Raw genomic sequence first — 21,277 nt, 5'->3', positions numbered from 1 at the left:
AAGGTCACTCTTAAAATGAGTGACCTTAATAACAACATCAACTTTAATGATTGATAATTAATCTTGTTCTTGTTTTTTCAAAGCTGCACCCAGAATATCACCAAGAGAAGCACCTGAGTCTGTAGAGCCATATTGTGCAACAGCTTCTTTTTCCTCTGCAATTTCTAACGCTTTGATTGATACTGAAATTTTACGTGTTTTTTTATCAAATGCTGTTATGCGAGCATCAACCTTTTGCCCAATTGCAAAACGCTCAGGACGTTGCTCATCACGATCACGCGCTAAGTCAACACGCCGAATGGTTGTCTCAAGGTTGTGGTCAATCAATTTCACATCAATGCCATTGTCGTTAACAGCAGTAACTTCACATGTTACAACAACACCTTTTCGCAATTCACCAGAAGCGGCGGCCTCTCCAACTTTATCGCTAGAAAGCTGCTTAATTCCAAGAGAGATACGCTCTTTTTCAATGTCAACATCAAGAACCACAGCTTTAACGATATCGCCTTTATTGTAAGTATCAATGACTTGTTCACCAGGACGGTTCCAATCAAGATCAGACAGATGAACCATACCGTCAACATCGCCTTCAAGCCCAATAAAGAGACCAAATTCTGTTTTATTTTTAACCTCTCCTTCAATTTGCGAATTGACAGGAAATTTATTGGCAAAAGCTTCCCATGGATTTTCAAATGTTTGCTTTAAACCAAGAGAAATACGCCGTTTAGAAGGATCAATTTCAAGAACAACCACTTCTACTTCCTGTGATGTAGACAGAATTTTTCCAGGATGAACATTTTTCTTTGTCCAACTCATTTCAGAAACGTGGATTAGCCCTTCGATTCCCGGTTCAATTTCAACAAAACCACCGTAATCAGTAATGTTGGTAACAGCACCCGTAATTTTTTTACCAATCGGATATCTGACACTGATGCTTTCCCAAGGATCACTTTCAAGCTGTTTCATTCCAAGAGAAATACGGTGCGTATCTTGATTGATGCGAATAATCTGAACTTTAATCGTTTGACCAATTGTGAGAACTTCAGATGGATGATTAACACGCCGCCATGCCATATCTGTGACGTGTAAGAGACCATCAATCCCACCAAGATCAACAAAAGCACCATAGTCTGTGATATTTTTCACCACACCTTCAACGATTTGGTTTTCTTCAAGATTTTGTACGATTTCTGAACGTTGCTCGGCGCGACTTTCTTCTAAGACAGTGCGACGTGAGACAACAATATTGCCACGACGACGATCCATCTTCAAAATCTCAAAGGACTGTAAATTATGCATGAGAGGTGAAACATCACGAATGGGACGAATATCAACTTGGCTGCGAGGCAAGAAAGCTATGGCACCATCAAGATCGACTGTAAAACCACCTTTTACTTGGTTAAAGATAACGCCATCAACGCGCGCCCCAGCGTTGAATTTTTCCTCCAAACGGACCCAACTTTCTTCGCGCCGTGCTTTTTCACGCGATAAAACAGCTTCACCCATCGCATTTTCAATGCGTTCAATGTAAACCTCAACTTCATCGCCAACTTGCAAAGAACCATCTTTTGCTTTAGCTCCAAATTCTCTGAGAGGAATACGTCCTTCGACTTTAAGTCCAGCATCAATAATGGCCATGTCTTTTTCAATTGCAATAACACGGCCTTTAACAACAGACCCTTCATTAAGATCATTAGTTTGAAAAGATTCTGTTAAAAGGGCTTCAAAATCCGCTGTTGTGGGATTGTATTGTGACATAAGAACTCCTAATATATACCTTATGTTATAAGGTATGAGCGCTAGGTTAGTGTTAACATAAGCAACTTCCTGCCTTTTTCCTTGAATACAGGAAGAAAAGTTAGCGCTAGGCCGGAAGTCACCTTGACGAATTTATCCAATTATATGCATTTTTATGATTGGATCAATAAAACTACATGCAATTTCAAATGTTGCTTCTATACTCAATTCTGACGTATCAAGCAAGTGGGCGTTTTTTGCTGGTTTTAGTGGGCTTTGTTTGCGCGTTATATCGCGACTGTCTCGCTGTTCAAGTTGAGCGAGAATTTCATGATAATTTGCCTGAATACCTTTTTTTAAAATCTCTTGGTAGCGGCGTTTGGCGCGTATTTGAATATTGGCTAGAATATAAAACTTGATATCAGCATCAGGACAAACAATAGTTCCAATATCACGCCCATCCAGTACACTTCCAGGTAAAGTTTTGGCAAAATCCCGTTGTTTGTCGATAAGAATTTTGCGTACAGAAGGGTTAAGCGCTATTTTTGAAGCCGCTTCACCAAGTTCATGAGAAGAAAGAAGAGCAGGATTTAAGGTATTAAAATCAAGTTCTTTAGCATAAATAATAGCATTACTTTCATCATGAAGAGATAAATTTTGTTGTAAAAGCGCATAAGCAACACCACGATAAGTGAGACCAGTATCGAGATGATGAAGATGATAATGTGCAGCAATTTTGCGCGCTAAGGTTCCTTTGCCTGAAGCTGCTGGTCCATCAATAGCAATAACAAAAGGCTTCAAGCGATTTTTCCCCCAAGTTGTTTTATAAAAGAAATAAATTCTGGAAAGCTCGTAGCGATCATTCGTTTATCATCAATGGTAACAGGTTTTTCTGATGCAAGCCCAAAAATGAGAAAACACATAGCAATTCGATGATCAAGATGTGTGGAGACATGGCCACCACCCAAACTTTTGGCAGAACCTTTTCCATAAACAACAAGAAAATCTTGACCTTCTTCACAGTCTACGCCATTAATTTTTAATCCTTGAGCAACAGCAGACAGCCGATCTGATTCTTTAACACGCAATTCTTCAATGCCTAACATAACTGTTTTGCCTTCTGCAAAGGCTGCTGCTACTGCCAAAGCAGGATATTCATCAATCATCGATGGAGCACGTTCTTTGGGCACCGTAACGCCTCTAAGGACCGATGATTTTATCCGTAGATCAGCAACATCCTCTCCACCTGTTTGACGTCGGTTCAAAAAATCAATTTGAGCACCCATTTCCCACAATGTTTCGATAAGTCCTATTCGAGAGTTATTTATCAAAACATTTTCAACGGTGATATCAGAGTCTTCTACAAGAAGGGCTGCGATAATTGGAAAAGCAGAAGAAGAAGGATCCCCCGGAATATGAATTGTTTGTCCAGTAAGATGGGGTTGACCATTAAGATGAATCAAACGCGCACCTTCGTTATCTTTTTCTATTTCAAGTTGCGCACCGAATGCTTTTAACATTTTTTCCGTATGATCTCGTGTCAGAACAGGTTCAATAACAGTTGTAGTGCCGGCGGTATTGAGTCCAGCAAACAGGATTGCTGATTTAATTTGGGAGGAAGCTATTGGAACACGGTAGCGAATCGGATTAGCCATTTTCGGTCCATAAAGCGTTAAAGGAAGGTGATCATCGTGCGTTGCCTCAATTTCAACCCCCATGAGACGCAGTGGATCAAGGATACGTCCCATTGGACGTTTAGAGAGAGAAGCATCACCAATAAAAGTTGTTTTCATATGATAGGGACCAACCAATCCCATAACCAAACGAGCACCTGTTCCAGCGTTGCCAAAGTCTAAAGGTTTTTGCGCAGCTAAGAGGCAACCATTTCCTGTTCCTCGTATGATCCAAACTTCATCTTTTTTAATAATACAGGCGCCCATAGCTTGCATAGCAGCAGCTGTATTGAGTATATCAGCGCTTTCAAGTAATCCGTGGATATATGTCTCACCACTTGCTAATCCTCCCAATATAAGAGAGCGATGGGAGATTGATTTATCTCCTGGCATTTGAATTTTTCCAGAGAGACTACTCGATTTATAGGCGGTTATAGGGATTGCTTTTTGCATGGAAATTCTATTTAATTCTATCTAACTTTTATGAAATTATGCATCCTTTAGCACATGCTTTAAAGGACGTCATGAGAAAATCTATGCGGAGCAATGTATTTATCTTTGACAAAGGCATTATTTTTCGATTAAGCACCATAAAATTCATCTTTTAATGGAATAATAGTTAATCAAAGAGGCACGGCTTATGGCAAAACAGGAACTCGGAACTAAACGTGTTGATCCAGAAACAGGAAAAAAATTTTACGATCTAAATCGCGATCCTATTGTGTCGCCTTATACAGGAATTTCTTATCCACGTTCTTATTTTGAGGTTGCGGCAGCTGAAGCAAACAACGAAGAAGAAGTTGATACTGAAGAGCTTGATACAGCACTTGAAAAATCTGCTTTTATGCTTCTTGAAGAGGATGATGAAGATTCTAAAGATGACGATCTTCCTGATTTGGAAGATAGTGATGTAGATCTCGGTGATGACGATGATACATTTTTATCTCATGATGATGACGATGATGAGGAGGATGTTACTGATATTCTTGGAGGTGGTGTTTCTAACGATGACGACACTTAAAAGAAGTAAAAGAAGGCATCTTTTCTATTGAATGCAAATTCTTCTTGATCTTCAATTTTTCTCGCTTTAAAAGGCATGGGTTGTATATTGTTCTTTTGAGAAAGTTTGTTTTTATAGGGGCTATAGCTCAGCTGGGAGAGCGCTTGCATGGCATGCAAGAGGTCAGCGGTTCGATCCCGCTTAGCTCCACCAAAAGGGTTGGCTTTTCTGTCAAGAGAATCAGTTATAGAATCTGTGCATCTTTAAAAGATTTATGTGCTCTGTAACCATTGTTCCAGTAGCGCGTTCCTTGCTTTAATGCTATCATTATGCGTTCCTAATCATTTGTTGGATTGTAAAGTTTTACTTTACATAACAATGGAAAGGATCATTTTTTATGCTTTACACAGAAATAAAAAAGGAGCTGTTTAACTGACACCTATTTTAAAGGACAAAATTTGAATCCTTCTTCACTACAAAATCATAATCTGTTGATTATCGATATCCTTTTAAAAGATAAGAAGTACCTAAATAAAGATTTGGGAATAGAAGATTAAGATATACTTTCCAATTATTGCGAATCAGGACTTTTGTTGAATATTTTTAGTCTTATCAGATGTTCTAGCAATTTAAAAAATTATCCCCTTGAGTAGCATTCACCAACTCAATACTGAAGCATGTTAAATCTTAAATAACATATTGTTATCATTATAAATTATTTATATTATTAAGTGATAACTCTAAACAAAATAAACTTCTCTCACCATAAGCTATAACGCATTGAATCAATAGGATTCCTTCCTTACACATCACAAACGATGTTGGAGGTGTAGGAGTAAAGCAGTGCCATCATTATACTTTTCAATCCCTAATGTTGCAAAAATTCTTATATTTGAGAATGTTCATAAGAGGTATTTTTGCTCCTTTCTTTCGGTGTTTTTATCCACATGCCAATCGCGCTTATGTACAAGCCAATGGTTTTTCTTGGTTAAACATCAAGAGATCTGAAATGACAAAATCCTAAGCTATTCAAAATTCTTAATTCAATATGAATAAAGGTATATTACTGTTATAAAACAATGATTTTTAGTAAAAACCGTTTAAGAAAAGAATAAAAATGCCTCTCATAAATAGTCTCAAATGCAAGCGCTATCACAACATTGAAGGCTTATTTGTTTTTTCATAGGCGTTACAGAAAAATCCTTCCTAGAATATTCTGCTCTGTAAAGTTATATATACTTTACAGTCCTATAAATGATAGTGTTTTACAACACTACAAGATAATTTTTTTAATTAATAATAGGGCAGGAAAGATGAATAGACACGCTTCATTCTATACAATACTCAATATACACTTAGGTTTCTGAAGAGCTTTAGCACTCCCTTTATACAAAGAAAAGTTTTTATGAAACGATACTCTTTCATTTAATGCATTTCTCGTTTTTTATATTGAACTTTTTACCTCTTTATAATGCTGGAATTGCATTTGTTTTGATTGCTATTTTATACACTTAATAAACAGAATATTCAGCCAATAATGCATATAATGAAAATAAAAAAGAGATTATATTCCTTCCTTCAATAATCTCTGGTATTTCACCCAGTGCTCAATGCCAGCGCTCTAAATGGAAGATCGTTTCTATTGTCAACTCTTTGAACAAAGGGGGAAAATATAGAGAGTGCGCTCAAATATATCGTGCATTGCAAAAGCTTTCTGTCGCTTGAGTTTATTCTATTCAATAACAATTTATTTTATTCTAAAACCGGAAAAACGAGATAACCTTGTCGCACCATAAGAAATTTTGCTCTCAAATAATTTCACCACATCAATTCTCTGATTGAGATTTTCAAAATCCTCCCTAACGCCATCCACATCTCTTTAATTGCTGTTCATAGAGCTTCGATATTCTCGCCATGCGCTGTGCTGCCTGTGAAAGTGCAACAGTGACATGCCCGCCACTACGCGCATAAGCACCATGTCCCATATGATAATTTAAATAAAGGCTATATGCATCATCAAACCTCACGCCATTGCGTTGAACACTTTGGCGATGATACCAAGCAACAAAATCAGCAGCATCTGCGAAATTCGTACGCCATGCAAAAGACTTTCCTGTAGAGCGAAGATACATTGCCCATGTACTGTCAAGCGCTTGAGCATAACCATAAGCTGTCGACCGACGCTTCCATGGGATAAAACCAAGTAGTTTTTTGCGTGGAGGACGTGCATTATGACGAAAACTTGATTCCATATTAATGGTTGCAAGAATAATAGGCATAGGAATCCCATAGCGCATTTCTGCCTTTTGAGACGCCTTTCCCCAATTATCAAAAAAACCATTTTTTTGTGCTAAAATAGCGCAAGCATTGTTTGTGTGAGTGGGAGTGGTTGTTGCACAGCCCCCTAGCAGAAACACCAATGCCCCTAAAAACAAAAGGTGTCGCATATTCTCTATTCCTCTCGTTTAAGAAATAAAACAAGATAGAGATACTAAAAAATGATTACCAATCAATAAAGAGCGTGATCTAACTTGTGATATTTAAGAAAATTGTTTTGCGTTATTCCTCATCAACTAAACGCAATGTTTGTGACTGAGCGGATGTTGTCATTTTTGTTGGCTCAGAGTAATTTTCTTTTAATTCGAAAGTTTCAATGCGATTTGCCCGTTTCATAATTTTGGAAGATGATATTAAAATTCCCTCTATATCTTCACCTGCTTTGTAAAAGTGCTTCTGTAGGGCGCGAACACGCATATCCATTCGTCCAAAATCTTCCATCAGTTTTGCCACTTCCGATTGAATTAAATGCGCTTGTTCACGCATCCGCGCATCTTTCATAATGGTTTGTACAACCTGGACAGAGAGCATCAACAAAGATGGTGAAACAATAATCACATGGGCTCTATTGGCTTTTTGTACCAATGCCTCAAAGTCCTCATAAATTGTTGCAAAAATTGATTCCGATGGCACAAAAAGGAAAGCAGTGTCATGGGTTTCTCCAGGAATTAAATATTTCTGCGCAATATCACGGATATGGACTTCCATATCGGTACGAAATTGGCGTTCTGCCTCTTGACGCTCTTGCGTTGATGCGGCTTTACGCATAGCATTCCAAGCCTCTAGAGGGAATTTAGCATCAACAACAAGAGAAGGTGCTTTATTGGGCATATGAATAAGACAATCTGGGCGCTTTCCGTTGGAAAGAGCAGCCTGAAAAGCATAGGCATTTGCTGGTAAGGCATCAGCAATAATTGCTTCCATCCGCCCCTGACCAAAAGTACCACGTGTCTGCTTATTACTTAAAATGGATTGCAACTGAACAACTTGTCCCGTAAGCGATTGAATATTATTTTGTGCCGCATCAATCACTGCTAAACGTTCTTGCAAACGATTCAAATTTTCATAAGTGGATTTAGTCTGTACCTGAAGTGTTTGACCTAAGCTTGTTGTCATTCCATTGAGTTGCTCACTAAGCGATTTATTCAATTCAGCTTGCCGTTGACCAAAAATTTCCGCCATCGTTTGCATTCGCCCTTGCATTTCAGCTTGTGTTTTTAGCAAGGTAGCCATCTGCATTTGTGCCTCACGCGCACGTTCAGCAGTTTCTTGTTCCAAAAATGTTCTTTTTCGATGAGAATGTATCAGCATAAAAAATGCCAAACAGACAAGTGTAAATAAAAGTAAAACGATTAATTTAGAAAAAAACTCACCAGTGAGTATAGAAAAAAACGAATCAAACATAAAAGGTAATATAACGCTCTTATGGTAAAAAAATGCAAGAATCCGTTATTCAATATTGACCAATAACAAACCTTTGATTAATCTCTTCTTATGCCAATAAGATCTTTAGTTATTTTACCTGATCCGATTTTACGGGAAGAGTCCAAACCCGTTGAGCAGGTCGATTCAGCTCTCCAAAAGCTCGCAGATGATATGTTGGAGACCATGTATCATTCTAAAGGTGTTGGTCTTGCTGCTATTCAAATTGGTATACCACTACGTATGTTGGTTATGGATGTCTCTGGAAATTCTGAAGATGAGCAGAAAAAACCGCTTGTTATTATCAACCCTGAGATTTTATGGCTTTCAGATGAGCGCAATATTTATAAAGAAGGTTGTCTTTCTATTCCTGACTATTTTGCGGAAGTTGAACGCCCTAAACGTCTGCGTGTTCGCTATCAGGACCGTGAAGGAAAACAGACAGAAATTGAAGCAGATGATCTCTTGGCGACTTGCTTACAGCATGAAATTGATCATTTAAATGGGCGTCTTTTTATTGATTACATTTCAAAGATCAAACGCGATATGGTGATACGAAAATTTAAAAAACGCGCAAAAGAAAAAAACACACAGGAAGCAGTTTTGTAATGGCATTACGGTTAAGTTTTATGGGAACACCAGATTTTTCTGTTCCCATTTTACATGCTTTATTGAATGCTGGTCATGATGTTGTCGCTGTTTATAGTCAACCCCCTCGTCCAGCAGGACGTCGGGGGCTTAAATTAATCCCCTCAGCTGTTCACACGGTAGCAAAAGAAAAATCTATTCCTATCTTTACGCCTCAAACACTTAAAACAGCCGAACAACAAGAAAAATTTGCAGCACTTTCTGTTGATGCTGCTATTGTCGTGGCTTATGGACTCCTGTTACCCAAAGCTATTCTCGAAGCACCGCGTTTTGGTTGTTTTAATGCCCACGCTTCACTCTTACCACGTTGGCGTGGTGCTGCACCTATTCAACGAGCAATTATGGCCGGTGATAAGGAAACAGGTATCATGATCATGAAAATGGATGAAGGACTTGATACAGGACCTATTGCTCTTTCTCGTTCTCTCCCTATTACTGATAGCGCCACCAGCGCTGAGCTTTCAAATAAACTTTCAAATATAGCCGCAGAACTTATGATAGAAGCTCTATCAACTCTTGAAAAAGGACAACTTAAACTGACCCCACAATCAGAGGAAGGCATCACCTATGCAGCCAAAATTAGGAAAGAAGAAACCCGCATTGATTGGACAAAACCTGCAGAGTTTATTCATAGGCATATTCGCGCGCTCTCTCCCTCTCCTAGTTGCTGGTGCAATATGAATATCGGTGGACGAGAAGAACGCGTAAAAATTATTGAAAGTCGCTTAACAACAGGAGCTTCTTTTGAAATTGGGAGGATAGAACCAAATTCTTTGATTATTCATTGTGGACAAGGACGGATAGAAATAACCTCTCTCCAAAGATCTGGCGGTAAAATTCTTGATAGCGCAACATTCTTGCGAGGCGCTCATATTTCTGCTGTTTTTTAATATGCCACGTTTTAAACTCACTCTTGAATACGATGGTTCAAATTATGCTGGTTGGCAGCGTCAAGTGGAGCTTCACACGATACAAGGAACTCTTGAACAGGTACTCTTTTCCTTCAGTGGACAACAATTGACCATAACAACAGCAGGACGAACGGATGCAGGGGTGCATGCCACGGGACAAGTTGCCCATGTTGATTTTGAAAAAAACTGGCCCCCCCATACTGTGCGTGACGCACTCAATGCTCTTTTACGTAAACAGGGAGAAGCGATTTCAATCCTAAACGTACAAAATGTCCCTGATGACTTTGATGCACGATTTTCCGCTGTAAAGCGCCATTATCTTTTTAAAATTCTCAATCGCCGCTCTCCACCAGCTCTAAATGCCAAACGCGTATGGTGGATACCAAAACCTCTTAATGCTGAAGCTATGCATGAAGCTGCGCAAAAGCTTGTTGGACAACATGATTTTACAACTTTCCGTTCAGCACATTGCCAAGCCAAAAGCCCTATTCGTACCCTTGAACGCCTTGATGTTCAAAGAGAAGGAGAGGAAATCTTCCTTTATGCACAAGCTCGTTCTTTTCTTCATCATCAAATCCGTTCATTCGCAGGAAGCCTCATGGAAGTGGGTATTGGACGTTGGACAACACAAGATCTTGAAGCAGCTCTTCACGCTAAAGATCGCAAACGCTGTGGTGTTGTTGCCCCCCCCTCAGGACTTTATTTAACCAAAGTAGAATATTAATGATCCTTCAAGCGTTAACGCCTCAAAAACTGTTAAGGCAGCATATAAAAAGAACGAATTTCTTCAAACGCTTCTGCTGCTGTATTGACAAATTTCACAAAATTAACATCACTGGGAGAGATCGTACCTTGTGCAGATAGATACTCAAAGTTGATAGCATTGCTCCAAAACTCTTTGCCAAACAATAAAATTGGTACCTGTTTCATACGCCCCGTCTGTACTAAAGTTAACGTCTCAAACAGTTCATCCAGAGTCCCAAATCCTCCAGGAAAAATGGCTAATGCTTTCGCTCGTAATAAAAAATGCATTTTTCGCATCCCTAAATAGTGAAAATTAAAACACAAATGCGGCGAAACATATGAATTAGGCTCTTGCTCATGCGGTAAAATAATATTCAAGCCAATTGTTGGAGCCCCAACATCACAAGCACCACGATTTCCCGCCTCCATGATCCCTGGTCCGCCCCCCGTAACAACCACAAATTCACGATATTCTGTCGTAGCAGAATAGAGTGAGCACAAACGCGCAAACTCTCTTGCTTCATCGTAATAATGTGACATAGCACGCAAATTTTTCTTTTGTGTTTCATTTTTTGCTGCCCACGCAGCTTGCCTAGGTTCAGGAATGCGCGCACCACCAAACAAAACAACTGTCGATTGAATATTATATTCTTTAAGAGTTATTTCCGGCTTTAAAAATTCAAGACCAATACGTTGTGAGCGCAGCTCTGGACGCATCATAAACTCTTGATCGATATAGGCTAAACGATAAGTAGACGAACGCACCTGTGCTGAATTAGAGACTTTATGTATTTGTTGTAGAGCATCCTTCGTATGGAGAAGTGGTGTCCAGTTTTCTTGCTCTGCTTTTCTTTTTTCTTTACAGCCTTTTTTCATGCACCTGTCCTACTTCCTCATCGTTTTATTGACTGAAAACATTTCTTCGCGTAAGTCATAGAGAATAAATCTTGAAGCTTTCAACTTGTTTAACGGAACTATGTTCATGATCAATCTCACACAACTTGAAATCATTATCGAAAAAGCATTTGATGATCGTGATTCTATTGATACTACCACAAAAGGTGAAATTCGTGAGAGTGTCGAACACGCATTGAATCTTCTCGATAAAGGTGCAATTCGCGTCGCAGAACGGCAAAAAAACGGACAATGGCATGTTCATCAATGGTTGAAAAAAGCTGTTTTGCTCTCTTTTCGGCTTAACCCTATGCAAATTATTGCTGGTGGTGTAAATGGAACACATTGGTGGGATAAAGTTCCTTCAAAATTCTCTGGTTGGCAAGAGGCAGATTTTAAAAGTGCTGATTTCCGTTCCGTTCCTGGAGCCATTGTACGTCATTCTGCTTACATTGCACCCAATGTTATATTGATGCCATCCTTTGTCAATCTCGGCGCCTTTATCGATGAAGGAACAATGGTTGATACATGGACCACCGTCGGTTCTTGTGCTCAAATTGGTAAACATGTTCATCTTTCTGGCGGTGTTGGTATTGGAGGTGTTTTGGAACCCCTGCAAGCAAATCCAACAATCATTGAAGATCACTGCTTTATCGGTGCACGCTCTGAAATTGTTGAAGGCTGTATTATTCGTGAAGGCGCTGTTTTAGGAATGGGAGTCTTTATTGGAAAATCAACAAAGATTATTGATCGTACAACAGGTGAAATTTTTATTGGTGAAGTACCAGCCTATTCAGTGGTCGTGCCAGGTTCTCTCCCTGGAAAACCATTACCAAATGGTGAAGCAGGCCCAAACCTTTATTGTGTTGTTATTGTAAAACGCGTTGATCAAAAAACACGAGAAAAAACATCCATTAATGATCTTTTACGTTCTTAGACACAAGATTAATGCATAATAATATTTTCTCGTTTTTTAACTTGAATAATAACCTCGAATACAAGGATTCTCTCATTTCAAATCCTTTCATAGTGAATCAATCACTATCATTTCCTTGCTCGTCACAAACGTAGTTGGCGTGTGGGTAAGAAACACTTCAAGAAAAGAGTGAAATACCTTTAATGAATTCTCTCTATCGCCAAGAGCTATCATAATATTTTGAGCTGAAAAAGAGTATGATGGGTGCGCTTTGCACCTTTCTGACGCATAAAGATGTGGCGCCAAATGGGTTTCATGTAATTTACAATGAATTTCACGTTATATTTTGTTGCAGCCCCCGTTGTGAAATGGAGTTTGATGTATTGAGAGATGTTTCTTTGAAACAAGTGCACAAACGTGCAACACAACAAATGTATTTTGTTTAAAGCATTCTGTTTTACGTGAGAAAGTGACACCATTCGCAATACACAAAAACATGAAGCACAGTGCGATTCTATTTAAAAGTGTTCTTTAAGCACCTGAACCAATCGACAAAAGCAAAAGCGCAACCAATGAGAGAAAATATTCCTTTTTCCATTATTTATTCATTTTGAGCGCTTGGATAAATGCCGATTGTGGAATTTCTACTTTTCCAAATTGGCGCATCCGCTTTTTGCCTTCTTTTTGCTTTTCCAAAAGTTTGCGCTTACGCGTAACATCACCCCCGTAACATTTCGCTGTTACATCTTTACGCAAAGCACGAATTGTTTCGCGCGCTATAATTTTACCACCAATAGCCGCTTGAACTGGAATCTGAAACATATGCTGGGGAATAAGATCTTTCAGTTTTTCACACATGGAACGCCCGCGCTTTTCTGCAATCGTGCGGTGCACAAGCATAGACAATGCATCTATAGACTCTCCATTTACCAAAATAGACATTTTAACTAAATCCCCTTCTGCATAATCTGTCATTTGATAATCAAAAGAAGCATAACCCTTTGAGACTGATTTTAGCCGATCATAAAAATCAAAAACAACTTCATTCAGTGGTAAATCATACGTTACCATAGCACGGGTTCCAACATAGGACAAACCAACCTGTACCCCGCGCCGCTCTTGGCATAGCTCTAAAATTGACCCAAGATAATTATCAGGAGTCATGATTGTCGCTCGAATCCATGGTTCTTCTATGGAAGAAATTTTAACCACATCAGGCATATCTGCTGGATTGTGCAACTCTTTAACAGAACCATCATTCATATTCATGCGATAAACAACCGAAGGTGCTGTCGCAATTAAATCCAAATTAAACTCACGCTCTAACCGCTCTTGAATAATTTCAAGATGCAGAAGTCCCAAAAAGCCACAGCGAAAACCAAAACCCAAAGCCGCGGACGTTTCCATTTCAAAAGAAAAACTCGCATCATTTAAGCGTAATTTGCCCATGGCTGCACGCAAATCATCAAAATCGGCAGCATCTATTGGAAAAAGTCCACAAAAGACAACCGGTTGCGCCGGCTTAAAACCAGGCAAAGCATTTTCACAAGGACGACGCTCTTCAGTAATCGTATCCCCAACCCGTGTATCTGCTACCTCTTTGATAGAAGCAGTGATAAAACCAATCTCACCTGGTCCTAATTCATCAACTTGTACCATTTTAGGTGTAAAAACCCCAACGCGCTCAACTGGATATTTTGCTCCTGTACCCATCATACGAATGGTTTGGCCTTTTTTTAAAATACCATCTATCACCCGTACCAAAACAATGACACCAAGATATGCATCATACCAGCTATCAACCAACATTGCTTTCAAGGGATTTGCAACATCGCCTATACGTGGAGGTGGTAATTGTGCAACAATTGCCTCCAAAACATCAGGAACACCCAAACCTGTTTTTGCTGATATTTCTACTGCTTGAGATGTATCAATGCCTATCACATCTTCAATTTGTTCTTTAACACGCTCAGGTTCTGCTGCCGGAAGATCAACTTTATTGAGAACAACAACTAACTCATGGGAATTATCAATGGCTTGATAAACATTTGCTAATGTCTGCGCCTCTACGCCTTGGCTTGCATCCACCACTAACAGAGAACCTTCACAAGCTGCCAATGAACGCGAAACCTCATAAGCAAAATCCACATGACCAGGTGTATCCATAAGATTTAAAATATAGGTTTCACCATTCTTTGCCTTATAGTGTAAACGTACCGTTTGTGCTTTAATAGTAATTCCACGTTCACGCTCAATATCCATGGAATCGAGCACTTGTTCTTTCATCTCACGTGTTTCAAGCCCACCTGTTATTTGAATCAAACGATCAGCTAAAGTGGATTTGCCGTGATCAATATGCGCCACGATGGAAAAATTACGAATATAATTACGATCTATTGTCATATAAGGCGATTTAGCAAAGAATAATACAAAACGCAAAGACCAATTATGCTCCGGCTTCTATCAAAAGAATATAAACCTAAAAAGCTTCTCAAAACACAACTTTTCATAGCCTAAAAAATGAGGCTTTTGTTTGCTAAATTAAATCCAAGGGTGCTAAAATGACCTTTTCACATCTTGTTTGATAACTCATATGCTGGCATTATATAGTAAGATATTGATTTATAAATATAATTTAACATTATTTATATTGAATTAGAACCTTGAGTACCGTAAGATTCTCTCATTTCAAATCTGTATATCTTGAATCAATTAAAATCACTTGCTTGCATATTACAAGCGGCATAAGTGTGTGGATAAAATTTTATATAAGAAAGAACTAAAAATGGCTCTTATGAACCCGTTTTAATGCAAGAGCTGTCGGCAACACCCACGAACTGGCAAATAGTGTGATTGTGCCGACTTACTTTTTCATAAGCGTAAAGATGTAGGTGCTCAATGGATTTACCGTTATACTATTCATAGGCACCGTCGTGAAATGGGATTGAGAGCGTTAAGAGATGTTTCTTTAAAACAAGCCCGTGAATATACAACGCAATGATGGATGCGTATATCACTAAGGCTTTCAATAAAATGCACAAGAAATGCTTTTTTATTTGTACGCAATAATCTGTTTTTTTCAGCAATCTTATAAAATAAAATAGATATTGAGAGAGATAATTTTTTTCTCAATGTTTAAAACTTTAGAAATTGGCTTTATTGAGTAAAGTTTTTATGCCCTTTTATACAACGCCTTTCTTCTTTTATTAAAGATAAAAAACATCAAATCTCTTCTATTAATTTGTTAGTGCTTTGATTTATAATGACTATTTATTGTTTTGCAATTTAAATGAAACCCCTGAATATCGCGAGCCTTTTTCATCTTAAGCTTGCTTATAGTAAATTAGTCAAATTTTTTACACATTACAAACAGAACTGGACAAACAGGACTGGTGTATGGATAAAGCCGTTTAAGGAATGATTAAAATACCTCTTAATAAACTCTTTCAAGTACCAAAACTTGTCGTAATGGTAATTAATAAAGAAAATAATGCTATTAACTTTAATTTTTTATTTTAAGTAAAAATGGTGATATTTCATGGCCTTTATACATTTCACATGGACCATCAATGGGTACAATATCCATTGAGAAAATATGTCTTTTAAAAAAGTGCGTTAATGTACACCATTATGGGGGCTGCTTTGAGCGTTTCTATTTTGCATGGGAGTTAAAGAATAAAAGGAATAACGTGCGACAGTGCATAGTTTTCATTATTCAAAAATATTACCGTAGATGTTTTTGAAAGTTGTTAAAGCCGAATTTAAAAATGATCATAAAGATGCGTATTAATTTTCACTTTTACAACTTAATGCTTAGCTCAATGAAGTTTGTTTTTCCTTTTCAGAGGTTAGAAAACAGATAGAAGCATACTCTTGCTCCCATTTGGCATGCAAAAGCTGGAATAATTTATAGAATTCTTAATCATCTTAATATTAAAAAAACTTTAAAAATGAAAACTCTACAAGCAAAAATCTCGTGCAATAAAATCATAATAAAAAAATGTATAGCTAATCAATTTTTTTAATTGCTTTATTTTTTTTACGCCATTGTGAAGGTTGTAATTCAGCCACAATGATCCCAATCAGAATAAGCAAACCGCCCAATAAAGCTAAGGGAGATAAATGTTCTCCAGCCAAACGCCCAACAATACCAGCCCATACCGGTTCACCTGCGTAAATGAGTGTCGCACGCGTAGGGGAAATAGACTTTTGTGCCCAATTCATAGCTAATTGAATGATGGCACTCATTAATGCCAATCCTATACCAATATTAAACCACACCCACGAAAATTCAGGGATGCTTTCACCCATCAAAGGCATACAAGCAAATGAAAAAAAACCACTAAAAAATAACTGAATAATGGTTACACGCCGACTATCAACCTTGTTCGCAAAAATTCCGATGAGTATGACTTCTCCAGCAATCGCTAATGCACCTAACAAAGTCAAAATTTCACCTTTTGAAAAATCAAAACTTCCAGGCTTTTGTCCTGAAATGAATACAAGCCCAATAAAAGCGAAAACAATACCAATCCAACGTGCTAAACGGGGAGGTTTTTTAAACACAATCCATTGCAAGATTGGAACCATCGGTACATAAAGCGCTGTGATAAAAGCCGACTGACTACTAATAATCGTTTGAAGTCCAGCTGCTTGAAAAGCATACCCCAAAAACATGGCTAAACCAATCGCCATCCCAGCAAAAACTTCATAAACAGTTATCCTTTTTATAGAGCGCCAAAAAATTGCCCCACATATAAGAGATGCAACAATAAAACGAAATCCAACAAAAAATAAAGGACCGCTATAGCGTACAGCAATGTGAATGACTAAAAATGTAATGCCCCACAATATTGTCGCAGCAAATAGTGCCAATTCTGGTTTACTTAATAAAGGATATTTAAACTGTTTTATACTTTTCATGAAAAGCCTTCTCCTTCAATTTTCCGCACAATTTATGAAACAATAAGCGTTCCAATTCCCTGTTCGGTAAACAGTTCTAGTAAAACAGGATGAGGGGTTTTACCGTTTAAAATGACAACACCTTCCACACCATTTTGAAGGGCTTTTATACAAGTCTCTACTTTTGGGATCATGCCTCCTGAAATTGTTCCATTTTTGATAAGTTTCTCAGCTTCAGAAACTGTCAATTCTTTTAAAAGTTTACCCTGTTTATCCAAAACACCAGGAACATCAGTGAGAAATAAAAGGCGTTTAGCCTCTAATGCACCAGCAATAGCTCCAGCAAAAATATCAGCATTAATATTGTAAGTTTTACCATCGCGTCCTGGAGCCACAGGAGCAAGAACTGGTATCATTTCAGAACATGCTAAGAGATCTAGCAATGTGCGATCAACTTCAATAGGCTCACCAACAAACCCCAAATCTAAAACACGTTCAATATGAGAATCAGGATCAATGACAGTTTTATAAGCCTTTTCGGCAAAAACCATATTGCCATCCTTGCCGCATAATCCTATTGCCCATTCACCCTCAGCGTTGATGAGAGCAACAATTTCTTTGTTTATGGATCCCGCTAAAACCATTTCAACAACTTCAACAATCCGTTCATCGGTTACCCGTAAACCGTTTTCAAATCGTGATTCAATTCCCATTTTCATTAAAATTTTAGCAATTTGAGGTCCACCACCATGAACAACAATAGGATTAATCCCTGATTGCTTTAATAGAGCAATATCACGCGCAAATGCTCGTCCCAAAGCGGGATCACCCATAGCATGGCCGCCATATTTTACCACGACCGTTTCATTTTCATATTTTTGCATATAAGGTAAAGCAGACGATAAAAATGCTGCTTGTTTTTCCAAAACATCTACATCATCGTTTTTAGCATCATCCATCAATAGAGCCTCCTCATCACTTTTTACCATCTCTTAATGAAACTTAGAAAAAGTGAAAACAATAAAACCAAGCTTTACTCTATCCATCCCCCTGAAAATCGTCAATTTTCTTTTAATTTACGAAGATGAAACACAAAAAATGTCCTTTAAAAATTGACCGTAAAAAATTAAACAAAATAGGTGTCAAAAAACGTCATTACTTTATGATCTTATGTATAAAATTGAAAAGCAAAATTTTGAAAATTTTTTAAGCGACGCCCTATATTCAATTCATTAATTTATACCTATGGATACTTAACAATGAATAGAAATATATACAACCATTGATTTTATAAGATAAAAGCAAAATTTTCTTATCATAATAAAATTAACCTATCGCCAAGATAAGAAACTACTCAACCGCTTTAGTAACCTATCTCAATTTTTCTTTAATGAAATTGTCAAACGAAGTTCGACCGGAGACTATAACTTTGGTTTTAAAAATTTGACTTTTTTCAATCATTAAACATGAGAAAATGTCAATTAAATATCCCTTTATGAAGAATTATAATGCGTTGATTTATAATAATAATTTATATATTTATAGCGTAAAATCCTAAATGAGAAGTCTGAATATAAGAATATTTTGTCATTTTAACTCTCACATTTCAAATCAATAAAAACCGTTGGCTTGTACGTTACAAATGAACTTGGTATTATAAATACTATAGAAAGCTTAAAATACCTCTTATTAATGCTCTCAATAGCAAAAGATGCAGCAATGTTTGAAACGAGGAATGATAGTGTCAACTTACGCATACATGAGCGTAAAAAGAGTGGTGTACAATGAAGTTTTATACCCTTTCAAGCACCATCGCATGCAATCGGGGTACATCCATTAGGAAATGTTTCTTCAAAACAAGCGTATAGATTTGTAACACAATGATCTTCTGTATGGGCGTAAGAGATTTACCTCTATTAAAGATCGCGAAAACAAAAGCGTGAGGGACTATGTATTCCATTATTAAATACTACTTTGAATATTTCTGAAAGGCGCAAAGCTAAGTGAAAAAGAAGTGGCAAAGCTGGAATTTTCTACTTTTATGCTTTTATATTCTCCTCAACTTTAGCTATATCCTCGTTGCAAAAATTACTTAAACAGATATATACAATACTCTTGTTTCACTCCTACATAAAAAAGTTGCAACAGTAAAGAACATACTGAACTGCCTTAACATTTATCCATTTATCTCAAACATACTGCTCCATGAGATCTGAATTGATTTACAGATAACAGCAAAAGCAAGCGCTTTATTAAAATACAAAACCAAATCCACAATCTAAAAAGACATGATTACTGCTAAAAGCTGAGATGAAGCATGTAAAAGTTATTTTGAATAAGAATAACCCGTATTTTAAGGAAAGCAGTGGTTTAAGGCTATGAAAATGCCAGAAATAAAATCGGTTATAAGAAGTTGATACTTTATTTGAAAAAGATGAATTGCCTAACAGCTTATTTAGCGTTTCTTGGCAAGCTGCTAACTATTTTATAGTTTTATTTATAGAGCCTTTAAAAAGAAATTTTGAGTGAAAAAATAAATACAAAAAATACTGAATGCATAAAGACAGCCATCATGACACCGGCAATATTTATTATCAATCACTCAATTGCGTTCTTATATGGATAAGCCCTTTTTAAAATGTCATAGACATTCAAAAATAAGACTTATCCATAAAACTCATGAAATATAAAAACTATCAGCAGCAGGAGTTTATCCTAAATTAGCTGTCTCTCTCTTTTCTTTTTAAAGAAAAAAATGCTTTTCAAAGATAATGAGACAATAGAACACTTAATGAAAATAACTTTCCCACAGTTCTCTCTAATTATTCTGAGAACATTCACATATTTTAACCAGAAATATTTTCAAAAAATTCTTTCATCCGTGAAAAAAAACCATGTGATTGCGGTGAATTTTCATGATTTGAGAGCTTTTCAAATTTTTGCAACAATTCACGTTGTTCTTGCGTTAATTTCTGCGGTGTCTCAATCGTGATATGGATGTAAAGATCACCCCTTGCTTGCTGACGGCGCAACATGGGCATACCTTTGCCTCTAAGGCGGAATTGACGTCCATTTTGTGTTCCTTCTGGGATCTTAACACGTGCTTTAACACCATCAAGGTCGGAAACTTCAAACTCTCCTCCTAAAGCAGCTGTTACCATTGAAATAGGAACGCGACAGTGAAGATCTGCTCCTTCTCGCTGAAAAAACTCATGCGGTTTAATGGAAAGAAAAATATAAAGATCACCATTGGGGCCACCACGAATACCAGCATCACCCTCACCAGAAAGGCGAATACGCGTTCCATCTTCAATACCAGCTGGAACATTTACGCTCAATGAACGTTTTTTCTCTATACGCCGTGTCCCCTGACATTTGGGGCACGGATCGGTAATAGTTTCACCCCGTCCATGACATGTAGGACATGTTCTCTCAATAGAAAAGAAACCTTGCGCAGCACGCACACGTCCAGATCCATGGCATGTTCCACAAACTTGTGGCTTAGAGCCCTTTCTCGCTCCTGATCCTTCACAAACATCACACGTAACGGAACTGGGAATATTAATTTCTGCAGTTTTTCCTGAAAATGCCTCTTCTAAAGTCACTTCCATATTATAACTCAAATCTGCACCACGTTCGCGACTATCACCACGCTTACGGTGGGTCCCTCCCATAATCTCACCAAAAAAGTCTTCGAAAATATCCGCAAATCCACCACCAGCAGCAAAACCACTAAAGGGATTTGCTCCCCCTTGACCACCACTATTTTCAAAGGCCGCATGGCCAAATCGATCATAAGCAGCACGCTTCTGGGGATCTTTAAGAACTTCATAGGCTTCGCCAATTTCTTTGAATTTTCGCTCTGCCTCTTTATCCCCCGCATTGCGATCAGGATGATATTGCATTGCCAACTTACGAAAAGCAGATTTCAACTTTTTATCATCACATTCGCGAGTCACGCCAAGAATTTCATAATAGTCAACCTTCATCATGTATTCCTGATAATTTTTCTGTCATCCAACTTTATGGATAATATTGCTTTTAATTTATATTTTTAGCAACAAAGTTGCAACTTATCTCAAATAATAAAGCC

15 protein-coding genes, 1 tRNA gene and 1 pseudogene are annotated in these 21,277 nt (G+C 37.7%); 7 read left to right on the top strand and 10 right to left on the bottom strand.

Translation table 11 applies throughout. The annotated features are described in order from the left end of the window. Positions 1–57: 57 nt before the first annotated feature. The 3 genes from rpsA to aroA form a co-directional block, all read right to left on the bottom strand. Complete coding sequence (rpsA, locus tag ACFIM1_RS00880) at positions 58–1,758, bottom strand: 30S ribosomal protein S1 (RefSeq protein ID WP_375608960.1); 1,701 nt, start codon at positions 1,756–1,758, stop codon at positions 58–60. A 132-nt stretch (positions 1,759–1,890) separates the two neighbouring features. After that, entirely contained in the window at positions 1,891–2,538 is a 648-nt protein-coding gene (cmk, locus tag ACFIM1_RS00875; RefSeq protein ID WP_375608961.1) for a (d)CMP kinase, read from the bottom strand. Then, entirely contained in the window at positions 2,535–3,863 is a 1,329-nt protein-coding gene (gene aroA / locus ACFIM1_RS00870; protein ID WP_375608962.1) for a 3-phosphoshikimate 1-carboxyvinyltransferase, read from the bottom strand. The genes cmk and aroA overlap by 4 nt, the downstream gene beginning before the upstream one ends. A 187-nt stretch (positions 3,864–4,050) precedes the next feature. On the opposite strand from aroA, the gene ACFIM1_RS00865 reads away from it, so the two are divergent. Further along, a complete protein-coding gene (locus ACFIM1_RS00865) occupies positions 4,051–4,431 on the top strand; it encodes a TIGR02300 family protein (RefSeq protein ID WP_375608963.1) in 381 nt (126 codons plus the stop codon). A 116-nt stretch (positions 4,432–4,547) separates the two neighbouring features. Then, positions 4,548–4,623 (top strand) — tRNA-Ala (locus ACFIM1_RS00860). A gap of 1,646 nt (positions 4,624–6,269) precedes the next feature. Here the strand turns inward: ACFIM1_RS00860 and ACFIM1_RS00855 are convergent. Together ACFIM1_RS00855 and ACFIM1_RS00850 are read right to left on the bottom strand one after the other, a co-directional pair. Next, positions 6,270–6,857 carry a hypothetical protein gene (locus ACFIM1_RS00855; RefSeq protein ID WP_375606157.1) on the bottom strand — a complete coding sequence of 196 codons (588 nt, stop codon included), beginning with the start codon at positions 6,855–6,857 and terminating at the stop codon, positions 6,270–6,272. 112 nt (positions 6,858–6,969) lie between these two features. Further along, positions 6,970–8,151 carry a DNA recombination protein RmuC gene (locus ACFIM1_RS00850; RefSeq protein ID WP_375606156.1) on the bottom strand — a complete coding sequence of 394 codons (1,182 nt, stop codon included), beginning with the start codon at positions 8,149–8,151 and terminating at the stop codon, positions 6,970–6,972. A gap of 90 nt (positions 8,152–8,241) precedes the next feature. Between ACFIM1_RS00850 and def the strand changes: the two genes are divergently transcribed. From def to truA, 3 genes are read left to right on the top strand one after another with little or no spacing between them, the layout of a single operon-like run. Beyond that, positions 8,242–8,778: a peptide deformylase gene (def, locus tag ACFIM1_RS00845; protein WP_375606155.1), complete on the top strand. Its 537-nt coding sequence runs from the start codon at positions 8,242–8,244 to the stop codon at positions 8,776–8,778. Further along, positions 8,778–9,707, top strand: coding sequence for a methionyl-tRNA formyltransferase (fmt, locus tag ACFIM1_RS00840; protein ID WP_375606154.1), 930 nt, complete (start codon positions 8,778–8,780; stop codon positions 9,705–9,707). The genes def and fmt overlap by 1 nt, the downstream gene beginning before the upstream one ends. A gap of 1 nt (position 9,708) precedes the next feature. Next, entirely contained in the window at positions 9,709–10,452 is a 744-nt protein-coding gene (gene truA, locus ACFIM1_RS00835; protein WP_375606153.1) for a tRNA pseudouridine(38-40) synthase TruA, read from the top strand. A gap of 32 nt (positions 10,453–10,484) precedes the next feature. Here truA and ACFIM1_RS00830 read toward each other — a convergent pair whose 3' ends face one another. Next, positions 10,485–11,348, bottom strand: coding sequence for an LOG family protein (locus tag ACFIM1_RS00830; protein ID WP_375606152.1), 864 nt, complete (start codon positions 11,346–11,348; stop codon positions 10,485–10,487). Between the two features lie 106 nt (positions 11,349–11,454). Between ACFIM1_RS00830 and dapD the strand changes: the two genes are divergently transcribed. Next, positions 11,455–12,303 carry a 2,3,4,5-tetrahydropyridine-2,6-dicarboxylate N-succinyltransferase gene (gene dapD, locus ACFIM1_RS00825; protein ID WP_375608964.1) on the top strand — a complete coding sequence of 283 codons (849 nt, stop codon included), beginning with the start codon at positions 11,455–11,457 and terminating at the stop codon, positions 12,301–12,303. 576 nt (positions 12,304–12,879) lie between these two features. On the opposite strand, the gene lepA is transcribed toward dapD, so the two are convergent. Beyond that, the gene (gene lepA, locus ACFIM1_RS00820; protein WP_375609053.1) at positions 12,880–14,685 is read right to left on the bottom strand and encodes a translation elongation factor 4; all 1,806 of its coding nucleotides are present in this window, start codon (positions 14,683–14,685) and stop codon (positions 12,880–12,882) included. A gap of 448 nt (positions 14,686–15,133) precedes the next feature. On the opposite strand from lepA, the pseudogene ACFIM1_RS00815 reads away from it, so the two are divergent. Further along, positions 15,134–15,277, top strand: a pseudogene (locus ACFIM1_RS00815) (integrase); the annotation flags it as partial. Positions 15,278–16,290: 1,013 nt separating this feature from the next. Here ACFIM1_RS00815 and ACFIM1_RS00810 read toward each other — a convergent pair. The 3 genes from ACFIM1_RS00810 to dnaJ all read right to left on the bottom strand — a co-directional run bounded on the left by ACFIM1_RS00810 (position 16,291) and on the right by dnaJ (position 21,173). Beyond that, positions 16,291–17,205 (bottom strand): DMT family transporter, encoded by a 915-nt coding sequence (locus tag ACFIM1_RS00810; RefSeq protein WP_375608965.1) that lies wholly within the window; start codon positions 17,203–17,205, stop codon positions 16,291–16,293. 32 nt (positions 17,206–17,237) lie between these two features. Beyond that, entirely contained in the window at positions 17,238–18,143 is a 906-nt protein-coding gene (argB, locus tag ACFIM1_RS00805) for an acetylglutamate kinase (protein ID WP_375606149.1), read from the bottom strand. Between the two features lie 1,887 nt (positions 18,144–20,030). Next, entirely contained in the window at positions 20,031–21,173 is a 1,143-nt protein-coding gene (gene dnaJ / locus ACFIM1_RS00800; protein WP_375606148.1) for a molecular chaperone DnaJ, read from the bottom strand. Between the last annotated feature and the right edge of the window lie 104 nt (positions 21,174–21,277).

Origin of the sequence: Bartonella sp. AC158YNML, assembly GCF_042196725.1 — a bacterium.
GTDB lineage: Bacteria > Pseudomonadota > Alphaproteobacteria > Rhizobiales > Rhizobiaceae > Bartonella.
The sequence above is the reverse complement of the archived record's forward strand: the minus strand, read 5'-3'. Positions and strand labels throughout refer to the sequence as shown.

Coding starts and splice junctions, on each gene's coding strand:
- rpsA (WP_375608960.1), bottom strand. CDS start 1,758: ATGTCACAATACAATCCCACAACAGCGGATTTTGAAGCCCTTTTAACA.
- aroA (WP_375608962.1), bottom strand. CDS start 3,863: ATGCAAAAAGCAATCCCTATAACCGCCTATAAATCGAGTAGTCTCTCT.
- ACFIM1_RS00865 (WP_375608963.1), top strand. CDS start 4,051: ATGGCAAAACAGGAACTCGGAACTAAACGTGTTGATCCAGAAACAGGA.
- ACFIM1_RS00855 (WP_375606157.1), bottom strand. CDS start 6,857: ATGCGACACCTTTTGTTTTTAGGGGCATTGGTGTTTCTGCTAGGGGGC.
- ACFIM1_RS00850 (WP_375606156.1), bottom strand. CDS start 8,151: ATGTTTGATTCGTTTTTTTCTATACTCACTGGTGAGTTTTTTTCTAAA.
- def (WP_375606155.1), top strand. CDS start 8,242: ATGCCAATAAGATCTTTAGTTATTTTACCTGATCCGATTTTACGGGAA.
- fmt (WP_375606154.1), top strand. CDS start 8,778: ATGGCATTACGGTTAAGTTTTATGGGAACACCAGATTTTTCTGTTCCC.
- truA (WP_375606153.1), top strand. CDS start 9,709: ATGCCACGTTTTAAACTCACTCTTGAATACGATGGTTCAAATTATGCT.
- ACFIM1_RS00830 (WP_375606152.1), bottom strand. CDS start 11,348: ATGAAAAAAGGCTGTAAAGAAAAAAGAAAAGCAGAGCAAGAAAACTGG.
- dapD (WP_375608964.1), top strand. CDS start 11,455: ATGATCAATCTCACACAACTTGAAATCATTATCGAAAAAGCATTTGAT.
- lepA (WP_375609053.1), bottom strand. CDS start 14,685: ATGACAATAGATCGTAATTATATTCGTAATTTTTCCATCGTGGCGCAT.
- ACFIM1_RS00810 (WP_375608965.1), bottom strand. CDS start 17,205: ATGAAAAGTATAAAACAGTTTAAATATCCTTTATTAAGTAAACCAGAA.
- argB (WP_375606149.1), bottom strand. CDS start 18,143: ATGGATGATGCTAAAAACGATGATGTAGATGTTTTGGAAAAACAAGCA.
- dnaJ (WP_375606148.1), bottom strand. CDS start 21,173: ATGAAGGTTGACTATTATGAAATTCTTGGCGTGACTCGCGAATGTGAT.